The sequence below is a fragment of the Huintestinicola butyrica genome (genome assembly GCF_025567215.1).
Classification (GTDB): Bacteria; Bacillota; Clostridia; order Oscillospirales; family Ruminococcaceae; genus Huintestinicola; species Huintestinicola butyrica.
The window spans coordinates 57,403-76,876 of sequence record NZ_JAOQKB010000014.1; the positions used below are offsets into that span (position 1 = coordinate 57,403).

Annotated in this window: 18 protein-coding genes; 9 read left to right on the top strand and 9 right to left on the bottom strand. The window is 45.4% G+C overall.

Going from position 1 to position 19,474, the window contains the following annotated elements; translation table 11 throughout:
* Positions 1–93 precede the first annotated feature (93 nt).
* Positions 94–1,797 carry a [Fe-Fe] hydrogenase large subunit C-terminal domain-containing protein gene (locus OCV68_RS12700; RefSeq protein WP_262573198.1) on the top strand — a complete coding sequence of 568 codons (1,704 nt, stop codon included), beginning with the start codon at positions 94–96 and terminating at the stop codon, positions 1,795–1,797.
* Positions 1,798–1,895: 98 nt separating this feature from the next.
* A complete protein-coding gene (locus tag OCV68_RS12705) occupies positions 1,896–2,090 on the top strand; it encodes a hypothetical protein (protein ID WP_262573200.1) in 195 nt (64 codons plus the stop codon).
* 23 nt (positions 2,091–2,113) lie between these two features.
* Here the strand turns inward: OCV68_RS12705 and OCV68_RS12710 are convergent, their stop codons facing one another.
* The 7 genes from OCV68_RS12710 to OCV68_RS12740 form a co-directional block, all read right to left on the bottom strand.
* Positions 2,114–2,422, bottom strand: a complete 309-nt coding sequence (locus tag OCV68_RS12710) for a zinc ribbon domain-containing protein (RefSeq protein WP_147622819.1) — start codon at positions 2,420–2,422, stop codon at positions 2,114–2,116.
* A gap of 28 nt (positions 2,423–2,450) precedes the next feature.
* Positions 2,451–3,197, bottom strand: coding sequence for a peptidylprolyl isomerase (locus OCV68_RS12715; protein WP_022475165.1), 747 nt, complete (start codon positions 3,195–3,197; stop codon positions 2,451–2,453).
* Positions 3,198–3,213: 16 nt separating this feature from the next.
* The gene (gene pyk / locus OCV68_RS12720) at positions 3,214–4,659 is read right to left on the bottom strand and encodes a pyruvate kinase (protein WP_147622818.1); all 1,446 of its coding nucleotides are present in this window, start codon (positions 4,657–4,659) and stop codon (positions 3,214–3,216) included.
* 79 nt (positions 4,660–4,738) lie between these two features.
* Entirely contained in the window at positions 4,739–6,097 is a 1,359-nt protein-coding gene (gene mgtE / locus OCV68_RS12725) for a magnesium transporter (protein ID WP_262573204.1), read from the bottom strand.
* Between the two features lie 311 nt (positions 6,098–6,408).
* Positions 6,409–6,630: a hypothetical protein gene (locus OCV68_RS12730; protein WP_262573207.1), complete on the bottom strand. Its 222-nt coding sequence runs from the start codon at positions 6,628–6,630 to the stop codon at positions 6,409–6,411.
* 6 nt (positions 6,631–6,636) lie between these two features.
* Positions 6,637–7,920 carry a stage II sporulation protein P gene (gene spoIIP / locus OCV68_RS12735; RefSeq protein WP_262573209.1) on the bottom strand — a complete coding sequence of 428 codons (1,284 nt, stop codon included), beginning with the start codon at positions 7,918–7,920 and terminating at the stop codon, positions 6,637–6,639.
* Positions 7,921–8,300: 380 nt separating this feature from the next.
* Positions 8,301–9,116: an AraC family transcriptional regulator gene (locus OCV68_RS12740; protein WP_022475160.1), complete on the bottom strand. Its 816-nt coding sequence runs from the start codon at positions 9,114–9,116 to the stop codon at positions 8,301–8,303.
* A 189-nt stretch (positions 9,117–9,305) separates the two neighbouring features.
* On the opposite strand from OCV68_RS12740, the gene OCV68_RS12745 reads away from it, so the two are divergent.
* Positions 9,306–10,283 carry a hypothetical protein gene (locus OCV68_RS12745; protein WP_262573211.1) on the top strand — a complete coding sequence of 326 codons (978 nt, stop codon included), beginning with the start codon at positions 9,306–9,308 and terminating at the stop codon, positions 10,281–10,283.
* 121 nt (positions 10,284–10,404) lie between these two features.
* Positions 10,405–10,566 carry a hypothetical protein gene (locus OCV68_RS12750; protein WP_262573214.1) on the top strand — a complete coding sequence of 54 codons (162 nt, stop codon included), beginning with the start codon at positions 10,405–10,407 and terminating at the stop codon, positions 10,564–10,566.
* A gap of 125 nt (positions 10,567–10,691) precedes the next feature.
* Here OCV68_RS12750 and OCV68_RS12755 read toward each other — a convergent pair whose 3' ends face one another.
* Positions 10,692–11,648 (bottom strand): glycoside hydrolase family 5 protein, encoded by a 957-nt coding sequence (locus OCV68_RS12755; protein ID WP_262573216.1) that lies wholly within the window; start codon positions 11,646–11,648, stop codon positions 10,692–10,694.
* A gap of 70 nt (positions 11,649–11,718) precedes the next feature.
* Positions 11,719–13,137, bottom strand: coding sequence for an ABC transporter substrate-binding protein (locus OCV68_RS12760; RefSeq protein WP_262573219.1), 1,419 nt, complete (start codon positions 13,135–13,137; stop codon positions 11,719–11,721).
* A gap of 153 nt (positions 13,138–13,290) precedes the next feature.
* On the opposite strand from OCV68_RS12760, the gene OCV68_RS12765 reads away from it, so the two are divergent.
* The 5 genes from OCV68_RS12765 to OCV68_RS12790 all read left to right on the top strand — a co-directional run.
* On the top strand, positions 13,291–14,055 hold the full coding sequence (locus OCV68_RS12765) for a helix-turn-helix domain-containing protein (RefSeq protein WP_147622810.1): 765 nt from the start codon (positions 13,291–13,293) through the stop codon (positions 14,053–14,055).
* A gap of 84 nt (positions 14,056–14,139) precedes the next feature.
* Entirely contained in the window at positions 14,140–14,934 is a 795-nt protein-coding gene (bglS, locus tag OCV68_RS12770; RefSeq protein ID WP_147622809.1) for a beta-glucanase, read from the top strand.
* Positions 14,935–15,491: 557 nt separating this feature from the next.
* Positions 15,492–16,706, top strand: a complete 1,215-nt coding sequence (gene bglS / locus OCV68_RS14780; RefSeq protein ID WP_022475154.1) for a beta-glucanase — start codon at positions 15,492–15,494, stop codon at positions 16,704–16,706.
* A 354-nt stretch (positions 16,707–17,060) separates the two neighbouring features.
* Complete coding sequence (locus tag OCV68_RS12785) at positions 17,061–18,956, top strand: GGDEF domain-containing protein (protein WP_262573224.1); 1,896 nt, start codon at positions 17,061–17,063, stop codon at positions 18,954–18,956.
* Positions 18,957–19,019: 63 nt separating this feature from the next.
* The coding region (locus OCV68_RS12790) for a transposase (protein WP_262573234.1) at positions 19,020–19,474 on the top strand (455 nt) is incomplete at its 3' end.

A 19,474-nucleotide genomic window follows, 5' to 3' on the forward strand; every position in this document is an offset into this window, starting at 1 on the left:
TTTAATATTTAAATTTGCTATAATTTTAACTAAGATATTTTATCGGCGGCTTTTTTGTTCGCAAAGCTGCCGAGTCATGAGGAGCGTACTTAAATGAACAATCTCATCGAAGTAATTAACGACAGATGCGTGGGCTGCAGCGCTTGTGTAAGAGTCTGTCCGTCGCCCGAGGCAAACATCGTAAAAATTACCGAGGACGGCAGGACCGTCGTGGAAATAAATAATGACAAGTGCATTGCCTGCGGCGAGTGCATCAAGGCGTGCAAGACCAGAGCAAGAGATTATAACGACGATACAGAAAGGTTCTTTAAGGACTTGAAGGACAGAAAGATAATGATAATCGCCCACCCTGCCATCAAGACCGCATTCCCCGGTACATGGCAGGCTGTTCTCAAGTGGTTCAAGCAGAACGGCGCTGACAGCATCTATGACGGCGCATACGGCGCAGATATCTGCACATGGGCATATATCCGTGCTATCGAGCAGGGCAACGCAAAGAACGTGGTATCCCAGCACTGCCCCGCTATCGTAAAGTATATGGAGCTTTACCACCCAGATGAAACAAGGGATCTTTCCCCCGTTCACAGCCCCATTTCCTGCGAGGCTGTATATATCAGGGACTACATAAAGAAGAATTACGCAGTGGCAGTTCTTTCCCCCTGCCCCGCTATGAAGCTGGAGTTTGAGGCTACAGGCCATGCCGAGTACAACATCACCTTCAAGCGCCTCAAGGAATATTTCAGGCGCAAGAAGATAGACTTCAACAAGGCGGTTGGCAGCGATCTCCACTATGATTTTGACGATCAGGTACAGGGCTGCATGGGCGGCATTTTCCCCGCTCCCGGCGGTCTCAAGTACAACCTTTCCATAAATATGCCCAACATCACAGCTATCAGCTCTGACGGCGCAGGCGTGGTTTATAAGGAGCTTGATACATATGCAAAGCTTCCTCCCCACCGCTATCCTCAGGTGTTTGAGGTGCTCTCATGCAGCGGCGGCTGCGGCTGCGGCTGCGGCGTAAATGACGGCGACAGCGACCAGACAGTGATTGATGTAAAGAACATCATGCGTGATGTTGAGATAGACGCAAGAAACCGCAGAAAGACCACCATGAACGGCGTTGATAAGCAGTTCAAGGCGTTCGACGACAGAGTTAACCCCAGAAGCCTTATGAGGAACTACGATTCCGGCAGAAAGCTTGCTCCCGAGCTTACAGTAAAGGATCTGGAAGAGGTTTACGCAAAGCTCGGCAAGGTGACTGCCTCCGACCGCAAGCTTGACTGCGGTGCCTGCGGATATGACAGCTGCTATGATATGGCAGTGGCTATCTACAACGGCAGAAATATCCCCGAAAACTGCATCATGTGCGCAAAGCATTCTTCCGGCAGCACTCCCGCAGCTCACGCCGACAACAGCAAGGCTTCCGAGATTGCAGAAAAGGTAAGCAGCTTTGCAACAGAGCTTCTTGCGGATATCGAGAACATCTATGCAAGCCTTTACAGCATCGACAAGTCCAATCAGCAGACCGCTTCCATGTCGGGTATCGTTGAGGATATCCTTTCCAAGGTAGTAGGCTTCTGCTCTTCCACCGACAGCATTGACGCTGAAAATCTTCCTCTGCTGGTATCCACCCTTGAAAAGCTCCAGACTGCAGTCGGAACCCTTAACGCAAACGTAAAGGAATCCGCAGCAGGCTCCAGCACTATCAGGGAAGCTATGCAGGCGGTTGCCGATGCCACAACTGAGCTTAATGTCATGACCCATGACATGGTATCCACACTTAACGACAAGTATTGATAAGCTAACACTTCATACTACAATTTGTTATAAAATTCAAATATCCCGCTTCCGTCTGGTATAATTATATCAGTAACCAATGGAGGTGGGATATTTTTATGACGTATTATATTATCTACTTTACAGAAAAGAAAATGTATCTCAGGAGCAGCAAGCTGCTTATCCACTCGGAGGAGGGTGCAAAGAAATATTTCTCCGCCTCCACAGCCCGCCGAGCCGCCAGAAACAGCAGCTTTTCGGAAGAGCCGTTTGAAATAATCGCTGTAGATATCGAAAGCCCCCGTTCAATATAATGAACGAGGGCTTTATTATGTACTCACCAGTACAGCTCCGAAAAAATAAGTTCAAACAGAGCAGGCAGCACAAACATAAGTATAATAAATATTATAATGGCCGTAACACAGCCGCTGTTCTTGGGCTTTACAGCCTGGGGCTGCTTCATGCCGCCCGCAGGGTTCTGGGTGTAGGGAGCGCTGTAGCTCTGCTTTTCGTGGGTATGTCCCTGTTCATAAGCAGAGCAGTCGGGACCCGAAAAGTCCCCGTCATCGCCATATACCGCCGCTCCGCAGTGGGAGCAGAAATCATCGTCTTTACTGAGTTTGTTGCAGTTCGGGCATCTTGTCATAGCTATACCCCCTTTAAGCTATATCAGCTTATTCTCCTGTGTATTCAACTATTCTTACGGTCTCGATCTGTACCTGTGTCAAAGGCTTGTCATTGTCATCAGTCTCGACCTGACCTATCTTTCTTACAACGTCCATTCCGTCAAATACCTGTCCGAAAACGGTGTAGCCGCCGTCAAGGTAAGGAACGCCGCCCTTTTCCTTGTACATATCCTGAACGTTCCGGGGATATGAGGAAACGTCGCTGACGCACTCGCCCTCATCGGTGTTTACGATATAGAACTGGCTTCCGTTGGTGGAGGTGGAGCCTGAGTTTGCATATGCGATAGCTCCGCTGAAATGGTAAAGTCCTTCGGGGATACCGCCGTCAAAGCTTCCGCCCCACATGGACTGACCGCCCATACCCGTTCCCTGAGGGTCGCCGCCCTGATCCATGAAATGAGGGATAACTCTGTGGAATATAAGCTCGTCATAGTAGTTCATGTCCGCAAGACCGATAAAGTTCTCAACACCCTTGGACGCTGCCTCGGGGAAAAGCTTTATCTTTATCTCGCCGTAGTCCTTTACGGTCATTACAGCGATCTTCTCGCCCTTCTCGGGAGGGATAAAGTTCAGTATCTCAGCAGTCTCGGCAGCGTTTTCAGCCGCAGATGTGCTTTCGGCAGCTGTGTCGGTATTATCAGCGGCATTATCTGCACCGCAGGCTGCCATTGAAAGAGCCATTGCCATTACAGCCGCAAGAGCTGTTATCTTCTTGAAATTCTTCTTAAAATTCATTTATATTGCCTTCCTTTTATTTTATATGAGTTTCCGACTTGTTGCCCACAGTAGTTACCTTGAGCATATTTGTGTTGCCCGATACGCCCAGAGGAATACCTGCCGTAATAACGGTAACGTCGCCCTCCTTTAAGAGACCGTGCTCAACAGCTGCGTCTATAGCGCCGTCAAGAAGCTCGTCCGTGCTGGACTTTTCGTCCATCATAAGAGGGGTAACGCCCCATGAAAGGTTCATCTGGCGGCAAACCGTAGGATTGGGAGTGCAGCCGATTATAGGGCAGGAGGGACGGAATTTTGAGAGCATCTTTGCAGTTCCGCCTGTTTTTGTAACGGTAACTATAGCCTTTGCGCCAAGGTCATGAGCCGTGGTGCAGGCAGCGTGGGAAATAGCGTTTGTGATGTTCTTGTCCTTATCATCGGGACGGCTCTTCAGGCGGTTTGCGTAGTTAATATCATTTTCGGTGGTCTCTGCAATAAGCGCCATGGTGCGTACAGCCTCAACAGGGTGCTTGCCTGCGGCAGTCTCGCCCGAGAGCATTATTGCGGAGGTGCCGTCATAAATAGCGTTTGCAACGTCAGTTATCTCCGCACGGGTGGGGCGCACATGGGTTATCATGGATTCCAGCATCTGTGTGGCAGTGATGACCTGCTTGCCTGCGTTGTAGCCCTTTCTGATAAGGCTCTTCTGGATAGAGGGGATAAGCTCAAAGGGTATCTCAACGCCCATATCGCCTCTTGCCACCATTATGCCGTCAGCCACTTCAAGGATCTCGTCGATATTGTTTACGCCGTCGGAATTTTCTATCTTTGCGATTATGCGGGGGGATGCCCAGCCAAGGCTCTTGGTGAATTTTTTCAGATACGCCACATCGGCAGCGCAGCGGACAAAGGAAGCGGCAATGAAATCAAAGCCTATCTTTGCGCCGAACTCCAGATCGTTCATATCACGCTCGGAAAGGTAGGGCATGGAAAGCTCCACGCCGGGAACGTTTATTCCCTTGTTGTCGGATATCTCGCCGCCGTGAACTACGGTGGTGTATATCTCGCCGCCCTTTACGCTTTCAACACGCAGCTCAACGGCTCCGTCGTTTATAAGAATGACTGTGCCCTTTCTCACGTCCCCGGGGAGACCCTTGAAAGAAATGCAGGCTATCTCCTTGTCGCATATTCTTTCCTCGGTGGTAAGCACAAAGCTGTCGCCATCGTTCAGGGTAACGGGAGTGCTGTCTGCAAATTTGCCCAGTCTTATCTCAGGGCCTTTGGTATCAAGAAGTGCGGCTATGGGAAGCTTCAGCTCGTCCCTTATGCGGCACAGCTGATTATATCTTTTTTCGTGGACTGCATAGTCCCCGTGGGAAAAGTTGAATCGTGCAACGTTCATGCCCGAAAGCATCATTTCTCTGAGTATATCGTCATTGTCTGTAGCGGGACCGACGGTACACACTATCTTGGTTTTTCTCATAAATCCTACCCTCTTTTGTTAAAATAAAATCTTTCCGAATGCTTGGGATATATTGTATCATAACCGAAAAAGCCCGGTATCATACCGCAACATTAAGTATTTTCATGGCAATGGTAAAGTAAAGCAGAGTGGAGCAGCTGTCAACCAGAGTTGAAAGCAGGGGCGCAGACATTATTGCAGGGTCTATGTGTATCTTCTTTGCAAGCATGGGGAGCATACAGCCCAGCAGCTTTGAAAGAATTACCGTTCCGATAAGGGTTATGGAAACAATGGCAGCTATCTTCACGTTCTGATACATGATGATTATTCGCACAAAGTTTACCGCCGCAAGAATAACGCTGCATATGAGCGCAATGCGGAATTCCTTGAACGCTACCCTGAAAAAGTCTTTCAGCCTTATCTCCTCCATCGCCATACCCTGAATTACCATGGTAGATGACTGGGAGCCGCAGTTACCGCCCGTACCCGTAAGCATGGACATAAATGAGACCAGCAGCGGAACGGTGGATATAAGCGGTTCAAAGTGATTTGTTATAGCGCCTGTAATGGTGGCGGAAAGCATCAGCACCAGAAGCCACACGATACGGCTCCTTGCGTGCTTCCACACGCTGGTCTTGAAGTAGCCGTCCTCATTGGGCATAACGGCGCTCATCATTGCCATATCCTCGTTGCTCTCTTCACGGATAACGTCCATTGCGTCATCGAATGTGATGATTCCGACGATACGATTCTCAGCGTCAACAACCGGCAAAGCCGCCAGGTCGTGCTTTGAGAAAAGGTTCGCAACGACCTCCTGGTCATCGTGAGTGCCTACGCTTACCACAGTGCAGTCCATGATATCCTCGATAATGGCGTTTTCGTCCGCAACAACTAAGTCAAGAAGCGAAACACGTCCCACAAGGCGGCGGCAGTCAGTGACATAACAGGTATAAACCGTCTCCTTTACCACGCCGACGCTCCTTATGCGCTCAAAGGCTTCCTTTACCGTATCATCACGGCGGAAATACACAAACTCCGTTGTCATAATGGAGCCTGCGCTGTCCTCGGGGTAATTGAGCAGCTCGTTTATCTGCTTGCGCTTGGCAGGGTCGGTAGTTTTAAGGATACGTGAAACAACGTTGGCAGGCATTTCCTCGATGATATCAACTGTATCGTCAAGGAAAAGCTCGTCAAGCACTGCCTTAAGCTCACGGTCAGAGAATGCGTTGATAAGCAGCATCTGCAGATCGCTGCTCATATAAGTAAAAGTTTCGGCTGCAAGCTCCTTGGGAAGAACTCTGAAAATGAGGGTGAGCTCCTTTTCGCCGAATCCGTCCTGCTCCTCTATCATTTCGCTGAGGAGCTGAGCAATGTCCGCAGGCATCATCTTCTGGAGGGCGGTCTTGAGCTGCACGAATGCTCTGTGCTTTACAAGTACCACCGCTTCGTATTTTTCCATTTTATTCGACCTCCTAAACTTAATATACAGGAGGCATAATACCGCTGCGCCTAGCTCACGCATTACCGACAGGAGAGCTTTAAAAAGTTCAATTCCTTATATAAACCAAACGTGAGCATAAAGAATATCCACGGCGCAGGCAAAACGCCCTCGTGGTATCACACCGCTACTTCGGGATTCCATATACTCACATCCTTTTGAACCAAACTATAACATCCATGTCAGCATAGATGTTCATTATTATTATACATTATTTGTCCACCCCTGTCAATCGGATATGAAAATTTAACTGTAAAATTGACGTAAAAAAATCACAGCCTGTATTCCCTGTCCATAACAGTGATAACAAGCTCGTCCCCCTCCTTTTCCACATCAAACAGCACCATCTTGGAGCTGCTGACCCTGTTGTGGCAGTTGACGCTGACCACAGCGCTGCCCACGGCAAGTATCACCGCCGACAGCGCATATATGCTCATTATTTTCAGGATATAGGCCGACTTGCTGTTCTTTTTGGCTTTCATTTTACCGGTCATTTTTATTTATTCTCCTATTGAAATAAGCGCTTCCGATATGCCCTGCGCCGTAAGCTCGCCTGCATACAGCGCCTGATCCAGACTGTTCGCATGACCGCCCACCTCGATAAGCAGCGAGCCTGTGGTCATGTCCTGGTTGTACTTGCGGTAATCGTACAGCACGGGGCGGGTAAGTCCGCTGAAACTGCTTTCCATATACTGCTGGAAAAGGGCAGCCGTGCGGAGATTTTTCATGCAGTCGGGCATTCCCATAGTGCCGTCATCGCAGCCGCAGATTATCATTACCTGTGCGCTGCTTTTTCCGTTGACGGTAACGGAGGGAGCAATGCGCTCGCCGTCCTCCCGCTCGATAGCGTCACGATGAACGTCCAGCACTACTTTGATAGAGGGATATTTTTCAAGTATCCCCTCCACCGTCACACGGCTGCGGTCATATGAACCGTTGTATGAGGGATAGTCGTGGATAGTGGTGTCGTGATATGTCCTGATGCCGTTTTTCTCAAGCACCTCTGTCATAACGTCCCCCACCGCAGCCATGTTCTTGCTCATATCCGTGGTGCGGGAGGTAAAGGAATCATCATAATAATCCCGCTGATAAGGCTCATAGCTTTCTGTGGTATGGGTGTGCATTATCAGCACCTGCGGCTCATCTGCGGGAGCGTTCAGCTTAATTTTAAAGTCAGGGAGCAGAGCCGCATTTTCCGCAATCTCATCAGCCGAAAGCTTGGTCACATTTCTTATCTGACCGCCCATAGGCAGGTCGATGTAATTCTCCCCCTTGCCTGCCGTGTAGGTGGTCTGGGTTATCCTGCCGCTTTTGCTGCCGTCGGAGGAAGCCGCATACGGCAGAGGAGTTCCGCTGTCCGCAGGCTCGGGGAGAAAATCCTCCACCAGACTTTCCTCATCGGCGGAAGAGGGCATACGTCTGCTGCCCTTGGAAAGCATAAGTATATCGTCCTCATCTGAGGGCAATATCGTCTCAGATATATTATTGACATTTTTTTCGGCTTCATTCGCAATATTGGCATTGTCGGCAGGACTTGCGCCAGTGGAATTGCCACTGAAAATTCCGTCAAAGCACATAAGCTCCACCCCTGCACTTGCCTGAGCGGCAATTCTCATCATATCGGTAAAGTGACTGTTATCCGGAGCCTCCCACAGTGCCAGCACCACTGCGGCCGCAGCGCAGAACACGATACTCCGTGAGCGTTTTTTTCTGACAGGTGCAGGCCTTCCGACGTGATATATTCTTGCATTTTCGTTTAAAAACAGCTTTTCGTTCTCCGTCATAATATCAGTCCTTTGCAGTATTCTTTACTGACATTATATTAAAATGCTGTATGGTTTATGATAGATGAAAAAAAGGGAACTGTGGGAACCTTTATTTTTATGCAGACGGACTTTAATATTTGTCCGTACCTGCGGAGGATGACAAGGTGGCTCCGCCCACTTGACCTCTGCCACCTTTGAAAAGGTGGACTAATACCAATCACCAATAAAACTATAGACAAAAAATCATCGCATAATCCATATACGCAAGATTATGCTCAATTTTTTGTATAGTTTTTAATTGGTGCTTAGTATAAACTTTTTACCTTTGTGCTTATTTGTGCGGATTTTTTTGCTGTGTTGTTTAACAAAAAAGAGCTGCTGCAACTTGTGCAACAGCTCTATCTTGTTCCTCTGTATTCTCCAGGAGTAAGCTTTTCCTGCTTTTTAAAAACAACCGCAAAATACGAACTGTCGGGAAAGCCCGTATCGACAGCTATCTCGCCGATCGTCTTCGGTGAATAAATAAGCTGCTCCTTTGCGTGCTGAATACGCACCTTTGTAAGGTACTCCATTGGGCTAAGCCCGAAATTCTTTTTGAATAGCCTGCACAAATGCTGCTCTGTGACCCCTGCCGTTTCCGCCAGGTCGCCGAGCTTTATCTGGGAAGCATATTTTTCCTCAATGTACTGCAGCACATACGCCAAAGCCGCAGTATTGCCCGAGCTGAATGATGATGGTCTGTTGTCGGCGATCATTCTGTACTCGATGAGCAGGTCGTACAGCTGGGCGGAGGCATAGTGATTTCCGTAAAGCTTGTCACTTTTGATCGTGTAATATATTTTTGACATTATTCGGTGCATACGCTCCGTATCGCAGCCTGCGCAGCACCTGTATCGGTTAAGGCTCCACTGTTCCAGCATATTCACAGCATAAGTTCCGCTGAAGCACACCCAATCCAGTATCCACGATTCGGAGGTGGAGTGATATTCGTGGGGGCAGCCTGCGGGGATAAAAAATGCAGTGCCGGGGGTTATCTTTGAGGTATCGCCGCCCACAGTGACTTCGCCCTCGCCCTCTCTTGCCACAAAAAGCTGAGGATATTCATATCCGCCTGTTCTGTTAACAGGGTACTGCCAGCACTCTATGCCGATTCCGACCACATAAAAAGGAAGCTCTTTTTCATTGCCGATAATAGGAAATATCTCTTTCTGCATACTGCGCCTCCATTGATTTATTGCTATTATCATAGCACTTTTGAGCGGGTATGTCAAGGCAGAGGCTCTTTCACGCCCCGCTCTCAGTCAAAAGATAAAAAGATTGCAGGATTATGTTGAAGCAGCACTGAATATATGATATAATTTACAATATATTAAAACAGGCTATAAAAAGGATATGGGTGCAAAATGGGATTTGTTGGATTTACTTATTTGATCATCTTCCTGGTAATACTGTATTATGTGATTTTATTAGCTATTCTCGCCGGTGGCTTCGCCCTGTTTTACTGGGGGCTCAGAAGTCATCGCAAGCCTGAAAACGAGAAAAAGGCTTGGCCCATAATACTGAAAATATCGGGTATCGCTATAATGGCATTCATGCTTGTAGCAATAGTTACAAACGCTGTTCAGATCGCCCGCAAAGTTAATGAACTTGTCTCTCCCGATCATTATGAGCTACCTGAATCGACAAACAGCATTGACACCGTTCAGCAGATGCTAAAGTTGGCAGATGAAAATGACCGTGACCAGTTCAGGTCAATGTTTTCGGAAAGCTACAGGAATTCCGATTTGTTTGATGATTCCGTTGAAGAATTTTTCACATATTATCCTCAGGGGCTTTCAGAGTGCCAGCTTCAGCAAACGCCCTCCGACGCCTACACCTGTGAGCTTGACGGAGAAACGTACTATATCAATATACGCATAAATCAGAATGACCATAACTCCGAAAACAACGGTGTCACGCTGTTCGGTATTGAAAATGATGAAGCAAAGCAAGCATCAACATTCAGCCACAGCTATATGAGCATATACTGCAACATCATTCCCGAGCCAGACACCCACAGGCTGATAGACGGCGAGACCATGGGATATATGTTCACCCCCGAAAGGGAGCTTACACAAGATGATTTCACCGAATTTCTCAGCGAAGGAATGACTGTTTCCGATATTACCGAACATTTCGGCAAGCCTAATTCCACAAAAATAATGAACGACAGCAGAAAAGCATTTTACTATTCCATTGACAATGATGAGCTTGGATACCCAAGATACGTCTGCCTTGAATGTGCCCGCGGAGGAAAGGTATTTAATTGCCGTGTAGTCGGCGACCACACACGAAAAGATGAATATGTCATCTGGAGATATGACTTTAACAATATGCAGTAAAATTTACGCTGCTGCTTTTTCAAGCTGTGACCGTATTGCCTTTTTAAGAACCTGTCTTCATAAGATAAATGTGGTATAATAAAAGAACAATGAGATATACAAGTGATATGACGGAAAGTCAATGGGAAATAATAAAACCAATATTACAGGAAGCAAAATACAGGAGCTTGGAAGAAAAGCGAGAACAGATAAATGCGGTATTTTACTTGTTCGTATGATTACAATTTATAGTGCTCCGAAAAAGCAGATTAAGATTAAAGGAGGTTTATTGCCGGAACAATAAACCTCCTTTTCAGTATGTCAACAGAACATTGATCAGTACCTAAAACACATATTCAATCAAAAACGAATAAAATCAGAACTTTGGCAACTTGAACTTAACAGAATTGCTAAAGACAATTACAGGCATCATAAATACTGTATAAGTTCATTTCTTACTTTATCCATACGGCTGTCGGAAATACCAAAATCCATCTTTTTGTAGCTCCATACCGCACGGGATATTCCCAGCCTGTCAAAAGCTGTGTTTATCGCCTTGAACCATTTGAGGGCGTCCTCAGGCTTGGCAAGGTCGATAACGCCGTATTCGCCGCAGTATAAAACAGTTCCGTTCTCCTTTGCGGCATCATATGCCCTGCTGAACCTTTCAATGAAAAATTCAGGAGTGATCGGAGGCTCAACATCGTCAAATGGCAGCCTGAAATTTTTGTCCATATTTTCCACCCAGTATGCTCCCTGGTGAGTAAACATAAGCGGATCATAGCAGTGGAAATTATAAATTACCTTGTCGTCATAGGGAACTTCAAGGTCGGGCACCGCATCGGGGCTGTTCTGCCAGTAGCCGCCTACAAGGATATATGTGTCAGGGGCAATTCTGCGGATACGTTCAATGCAGTTTTTTATAATACTGTTCCAGATGTCCTTATAGCTCTGTTCGGTAACTTCATTCAAAAGCTCGAATGCAATGCTTCCGTCGCTTACCGCATAACGCTTCGCAATATGCTCCCAAAGCTTATAAAAACGCTCCTGCAATGCGGGACTTTCAAAAAATCCCGACTCATTTTCACCCTTGTCAAAAGAAAATCCTGCGGTCTTGTGGAGGTCGATTATGATGTTCAGTCCATAGTTTTTTGCCCACTTTACAGCATTGTCTATGTAGCCAAAACCATCTTCCTTAAAATTTCCGTTTTCATCTTCAAGAAGATTGTAGTCAACAGGAAGACGGACGTGATCTGTCATCCAACCCGATATCACTTTGATGTCCTCCTCGGTGATAAAGCTGTCGTAATGCTCCTTTGTGTGGCAGCACTGGGAAAGCCAGCCACCTAAGTTTACACCTTTTCTGTAGCCTGTAAATTCAGTCATACGATATTTCCTTTCATCAATAGGTTTGCACGCATTCCTCTTATGAAGAATGCGTGCGTTTATTTGAAAATCAGAAGTTTTCTTCAATTTCCTTATTAAGTGCATCAATTTCATTCTGAACGGCACTGCTTATCTCATCACGTGTTGTTGACCACTCCTTGCCGTTGTAGGAAGCGTCCTTGATGGGATTGTGCACAAGGTCATATATGTCTGAAGATGTGCCTGCATAGAAGTCGATAACAGGATTTTCGTTGGTAAGCTCCTTTGTTGTGTGCCACATATCTATCATTTCGTCAGTCCAGCCGTAATCCTCTCTATACTGCTTTTCAGCGATTTCCTGGGTTTTTTCATCACCAACAGCCATAAGCTTGCACTTCATAAATGCCGCAGCTCCCTCGGGATTGGGTGCGCTCTTGCAGAGTGCATAAGCATCAACGCCTGAGGGGAGGTAGTATTCGTCAGCCTTGGGGTCTTTGGGCATGGGAACGAACATTATTTCGCCCTGCTCGCCGAATTTTGAAAGGTCAGCCTCATAAAGCGCCCATACACCACAAGGATAGAAAAGTGTTGTACCCTCTGCGATTCTTTGGGGCTGCTCTACCCAGTTGTACTCTGCCTTAGGAAGAGGAAGCTGCATCTTATTCATGTCAAGCATAAAGTTTTCAGCACGTTCCATTTCAGCGCTCATAAGATTGCTTGTGATAACGCCGTCCTTCATGTCAATAACCGGCTTTCCTGTTGTAAGCAGGAGGTTTATCTCAAACCACCAGCCGTCAAAACCGTACTTTTTGTTTTCGGGATCGGTAAATTCCACGCACATATCCTTGAAAGTATCCCAGTTCCAGTTGCCCTCGGCAAGGAGCTCAGCAGGGTCGGGCAGACCGTTTTCACTGATAGTTTTCTTGTTGTAGATACATACGCAGCCTGCATCTGTTGAAACCACGGCAACATAATGCTTGCCGCCCAGAGTATGCTCATCTGAAAGCTTTTTTGCACCGCTGCTCCAGAGGTCGCTGTCAAAATCGAGATAATCGTCAAAGGGTTCAAACATTCCCGCAATAGCCTTTCCCGGGAAGGTGTCAAGATCAGCGGCAGGGAAAAGGTCGGGAGATGTGCCGCCCAGTACCTGTGTGGAAAGGTCGCTGTAGCGGGTCTCATATGTAGTTGGGATATACTCGATCTTTCCGCCGTACTTTGTCTCAAAAAGCTCCAGCTCAACGGATTTGGGCTTGCCGTTTGCAGGGTTAAGATCCCAGAAGGACAGCCACTTTACAGTACCGTTTTCAAGCTTTTCATCATCTCCCGTGTCGATTTCCGCAACCGCTGCCTTGTCCTCTTCATCAAGCTCCTTGGCAGGAGTAGTCTCGGTGGTGGCAGAGGTCTCGGCTGATGTTGATGATGTACCGCTGTCGGTGCTTCCACAGGCTGTCACTGTTCCCATCAGTGTCAGTGCAGAGATAAATGCTATCGCTTTCTTGACATTTTTCATAATGAACAACTCCTTTTATGTTTGTGCCGTGATTTATTGTAATTTAATTTAAACATATTTCCTGCATAATAAATATCACATTTTTGCTTTTTTTATCAAAAGATTGTTGTAATTTTTATCGGTATGCTGTATAATAAAATGTGAGGTGGTAAGATGTCACAAACAGAAAAGGAACTTTCATATAAAGCTTTTCTTAACAGAGAATATGGGTTCAGACATTCGCCCTTTGAAAAGGAATTTGAATTTTACGAATGCGTAAAAAAAGGCGATGTCGATGGCGTTGAGCGGGTAATGACACCTCTCGGTGGAAGCGGAGCGGGAATTTTGTCAAACGACCCTCTGAGAAATCTCAGATATCATTTTATTGTCACAATAGCTCTGATAACCCGTTTCTGCGTTGAGGGCGGAATGGAAATGGAGACGGCTTATACTCTCAGCGATCTGTATATTCTGAAAGCAGACAAATGTATGACCGAAAAGGATATCCATGCTCTTCACAAGGAAGCCGTCCTTGAATTTACCCGACAGATGAACAGACTCGCCACGGCAGATGTGTATTCCAAGCCTGTCATAATGACAATGGACTATATTTATGATCATCTGCATTCAAAGATAAACGAGACGGAAATTGCGGAATATGTCTCCCTCAGCCCCTCATATATATCACGGCTTTTCAAAAAAGAAGTGGGAGTTTCACTTAGCACATATATTGCCGTGAAAAGAGTTGAAACGGCTCAGAATATGTTGAAATATTCCGATTATCCCCCTGCGGACATCGGGAATTATCTTGCATTTACATCTCACAGCCATTTTATAAGCGTTTTCAGAAAATACACGGGAATGACCCCCAACGAGTTCAGAAAGAAATATTACCGTGACAACTGGGGCGATATAAAGCAAAACAGTGCAAAAAAATGATATGATACGCAAAGTTGTGATATATTTTGAGCTGTAAGAAAAGTACAATATAACTATAAATCTTACGGAAAGGACTTTTTGAATATGAAAAAGAAAAATATACTTTGCATTATTGCCGCATTGATCTCCTGCACTGCAATATTCTGTTCCTGTGGAGCAACCTCCGAAAAATCCGAATCCTCAGAAACAGCAGCCGTTTCGGAGACATCTGCTGTCACAGAATCTGAGAGCATTTCAGATGTTGACCTGACAAAGGGTGCATCATCGCTTTTTGAGTGTGCCGACGGCTGGTGCAACGGAAGTATGTTCAACGTCACATGGCGCAAGGAAAACTGCACCTTTGAAAACGGAAGAATGCAGCTTATCATCGACAAGGACAAAAAGGACGGCAGTGTGCCTTATTCGGGTGCGGAATACCGTTCAAAGGATTTTTACGGCTATGGCAGATATGAAGTCAGAATGAAAGCAATAAAAAATGACGGTGTTGTTTCCTCTTTTTTCACCTATACAGGACCTTCAGATAATAATCCCTGGGACGAGATAGACATTGAAATTCTTGGCAAGGACACAACAAAGGTGCAGTTCAATTATTTCACCGACAGCAAGGGAAATCACGAGTATCTTTATGACCTTGGCTTTGATGCTTCCGAGGATTTTCACGATTATGCCTTTGAGTGGCATAAGGATAAGATAGTGTGGTTCGTTGACGGAAAGGAAGCCTATACCGCAACGGAAAATATACCCGTTACCCCGGGAAAAATAATGATGAATGCCTGGTGCGGAACCGGTGTGGACGGCTGGCTTAAAGCTTTTGATGACAGTCATATGCCTCTTACCGCAGAATACGAGTCAATTTCCTTCGTTCCTTTTGACGAATGAGATATGCTGAATAATTTGAAACCGCCGTTTTCCTATACATTGGGAACGGCGGTTTTGTTATGTAAAAAAATGAATAATAATTCGCATATACTATTTTGGATGTTGTGCATATTTTTTTATCAATATTACAAAACAATTTATTGCATATTCCAAAATACAACAAAATCCTGACAATGAAATCAAAATACTGATATTATTTTTCGTAAAATAAAGGTATATTAAAAATACAAACCCAAAGGCAGTGTGATCGAAAAAAATAAAACAGAGGGGGTGTAAAGTTGATGATGATATACCGCATCAATATTCTTGACAGCATTATCCTCAAGCTTTAGATCATAAGCAGACATACGATTATTTGGCGTAGTTTTATTTAAGAACCCGTCTTCACAAGCATATGCGCACGTCTTTTCGGCAAATTTTGCCGCAGACTGCGTTAAAAATCCTTGCCGGGCGAAAGCCCGCCTGCGGATTTTTGCCTACTCTGCAACAAAACTATGCTCGAAAATCCGCACACATTTCTTATGAAGACAGGTTCTAATAAGAAAGGTTGTATTAAAATGAAAAAGTTTTTCATCAGGCTCATTGCAGCGGCATCGGCTGCAGCAATATGTATCACATCTGTAAGTGCATACTCGGCTCAGTTTGACGGCGAATATTTCGGTGAAGGCTTTGATGCTTATGATACAGATAAAATGCAGATCGCAGACGGCTGGTCAAACGGCGGAATGTTTGACTGTACCTGGAGCTCTGCAAATGTCGGCTTTTCGGACGGCAAGCTGAACCTCTCAATTTACGGAAACGGTTGGAGCGGATATACAGGCGGTGAATGCCGAACCAATCAGACCTTCGGTTACGGAATGTATGATGTAAGTATGAAGCCTGCCAAAAACGATGGTATTGTAAGTTCATTTTTTACATATACAGGACCCACCGATGGCACGGTATGGGACGAGATAGATATTGAATTTCTCGGCAAGGATACCACAAAGGTACAGTTCAATTACTATACAAACGGCGTTGGAAATCACGAATATCTTTATGATCTGGGCTTTGATGCCTCGGAAGGTTTCCACCATTACGGTTTTTACTGGGGCGAGAGCAGTATTACCTGGTATGTTGATGAAAAGCCTGTATATACTGCCACGAAAGATATTCCCTCAACTCCCGGAAAAATCATGATGAATATATGGAACGGTACAGGCGTTGATAGCTGGCTGAACAGATACAACGGGGTCGCACCCCTTACTGCTCAGTATGACTGGATATCCTATACAAAGCCCTCCGCCGGCCCCGCTGAACCTTCTGTTCCCTCGGAGCCGTCTGCGCCTTCCTCCGATGGACAGTTTGACAGCAATCAACTTTATATGCTTCGTTCCAAGAACAGCGGCAAGGCACTGGATCTTTACTGGGGCTCACCCGATAACGGTGCAAATGTGCTTCAGTACACCTATAACGGATATAACAATCAGAAATGGTACCTTAAAAAGCTTGATAACGGATATTATGTGATCGAAAATTATGCCAGCGGAAAGGTGCTGGATGTTGAAGGAGTTTCCTGCAACAACGGAGCAAACGTTCAGCAGTGGCAGTACGGCGGCGGAGCAAATCAGGAATGGAGCATTATCCGTGTAGATGACTGCTGGAAGATCATTAACAGAAACAGCGGAAAGGCTCTTGATGTTTCCGGTATCTCCTCAGAAGATAACGCCAATATAATCCAGTGGGATTACAACGGACAGGCAAATCAGCTTTGGGAGATCATTCCAGTTTAACATTGTTCTATGCGATATCCCCCTGCAAGATCTGCGGGGGGATCCGTTATTTCACACCACCGTTTTCCGTCATTTATACGCTAAAGTTGATTGACACAATGTTAGGGATATGGTATAATAAAGAAATAATATACCGATTTTAAAAATCCTTTTGCTTTTTAGAACCTGTCTTCATAAGAAATGTGTGCGGATTTTCGAGCATAATTTTGTTGCAGAGTAGGCAAAAATCCGCAGGCGGGCTTTCGCCCGGCAAGGATTTTTAACGCAGTCTGCGGCAAAATTTGCCGAAAAGACGTGCGCATATGCTTGTGAAGACGGGTTCTTATATCAGACCTGAATTATGAGGCGATTAACATGATAGGAAAATATAAGATAGCTGCCCTTTGTATCTGTCGTATCCAGGACAGAGAATGTTTTGAACTGATTCACGAACTGGACGGGCAGCTGGGTAATATCGGCTGCCGTTTATTTGTATATAACTGCATTTCAAGACCTGACAAAAACAGCAGCAGTGCAGAAACAGCTGTTTTTGATCTGATTGACCCCTCCTTCTGCGATGTGGTTATTATTCAGTCTGATCGTTTCGGGAATTATGACTTCTGCAAAGCTTTAGCGCAGAAATACAGAGAAATGGGGCTTCCGGTAATATCTCTGGGAGAAAATATCTCTGACTGTATCAATTTTGAGTATCGTCGAGGTGACGGTTTTGCTGATATCGTTTCCCATATGGTAAAGTACCACGGGTACACAAATATTCACATGATAGCGGGAGTCAAAGGTGAATATTATTCTGATGAACGTATCATGGCTTTCAGGAATGTGCTTTCCGAAAATAATATCCCGTTTGACGACAGTATGGTAAGCTACGGCGATTACTGGTCGGTGCCTGCCATTGACGCTGTCAAAAAGCTGATAAAAGAAAACAGGCTCCCGAGAGCTATTGTATGCGCCAACGATCAAATGGCAGTTGCGGTTACAAACTATCTTCAGGATCAAGGCATTTCTGTGCCGGACGATGTTGCGATTACGGGATTTGACGGAATTGAAACAATATACAGCGCAGACCCCACTGTTTCGTCCTCAGGCATCTATCCTCTGACCAATGCTAAAGAAATATGCCATGCAGTAAATACAATTTTTTCAGAAGGATATGCGGCAAAAAATATTCCTCTGTTTCCTGAACTGATAATCAACGAATCCTGCGGCTGCAAAAGTGAAAAACACAGAATGAAGTTTAATTCTTCAGCTTCGTATAACGAGCTTATGAATAAGTTTTACCGCTTTCAGGATGAAAATATCATTCTCTCGAACGTCAGCGAACGCATACAGCAATGTAAAAGCTTTGCGGATATCGCCGATGAAATGCGTAAAGACGATCTTATGTATGCAATGACCTGTGTTATCAAAAGTGAATGTATAGATGAATCGGTAAATCCTGAGGAAAAGATCCAAATGCGCTTTAGAAACAAAATGTTCGTTCTCTATGACAGCGACGATATTGACCTGAAGAAGAGTGTTGGAGAAAAATTCATTCCTTATAATATGGACGGCAGAGATATTATCCCGAATATGAACGGCTTTATCGGACGCTGCTTAATTTTTACCGCACTCAGCTATCTGGGTGTACCGATGGGATACACCTGTTATCATTTTTCAAGCTATATACCCAGCAATTACTACAAGATCCCGCAGACAGTCAATATGCTGAACAATGCTCTTGGGGGACTGAGAAACCTTCGTCACCAGCATTATCTTCTTAACAAGGTCGATGAGATATCAAGGATCGACGCTCTGACAGGGCTTTTCAACCGACACGGCTTCCTTATCGAGTATGAAAACATACTTCGTGGTCTGGGCAGCAATTCACTGGCGGTGATTATGTGCGATCTTGACGGTTTGAAAGCCATAAACGACAAGTACGGTCACGATAACGGCGATTTTGCCATAAAAAATACTGCACAGGCTTTAAAAAGAGTTTGTCCGCCAAATGCTGCCTGCACACGCTTCGGCGGCGATGAGATAATGGCTGTATTTCCCTGCTGCGGTACTGAAAATAACATAAGAGGTATGCTATATAAAGAGCTTGACTGCGTAAACGAACGCTCGGGAAAGCCTTATAAAATAGCTGCAAGCGTTGGAATCTACATAACCCAAAACGGTGAAAAGCCGAGCTTTGATGAGCTTATCCGATATTCCGACAAGCTTATGTATGAAGAAAAAAAGCGTAGAAAAACACTTAGGACAAATTAAGGCAAAACCGCACAAATCCTTGAAAAGCAGCAAAAAATGTATAATATAAGTATGAATAAACAACTGACATTCTCGCTTATAAGCGATGAACTGGCGCAGGCCAAAACAAACAAAAAAGAATTTCTTGAAAAGATAGAGCGGATAATACCATTTGACGAGTGGATAGGGATAATCAGACCGTACTATTACAAAGGAGAGCACGGAAACAAGCCCTACGACCTTGAGCTGATGCTTCGCATATTTATTGCTGCGCCGTCATCGACAAAGAACAAGGATAAAAAGCGTGATAAGGACGCTCATTCCGTGAAGAAAGGAAACCAATGGCACTTTGGATATAAGGCTCATATCGGAGTAGATAAGGACAGCGGACTTGTACATCATCTGAAAGTAACAGGTGCTAATGAACACGATGTAACAGCAACGCCTAATCTTATGCATGGAGAAGAGGAAGAATTATACGGTGACAGTGGATATATCGGTGCAGAAAAGCGAGAAAATGCAGTTGTTAAAAATAAAAA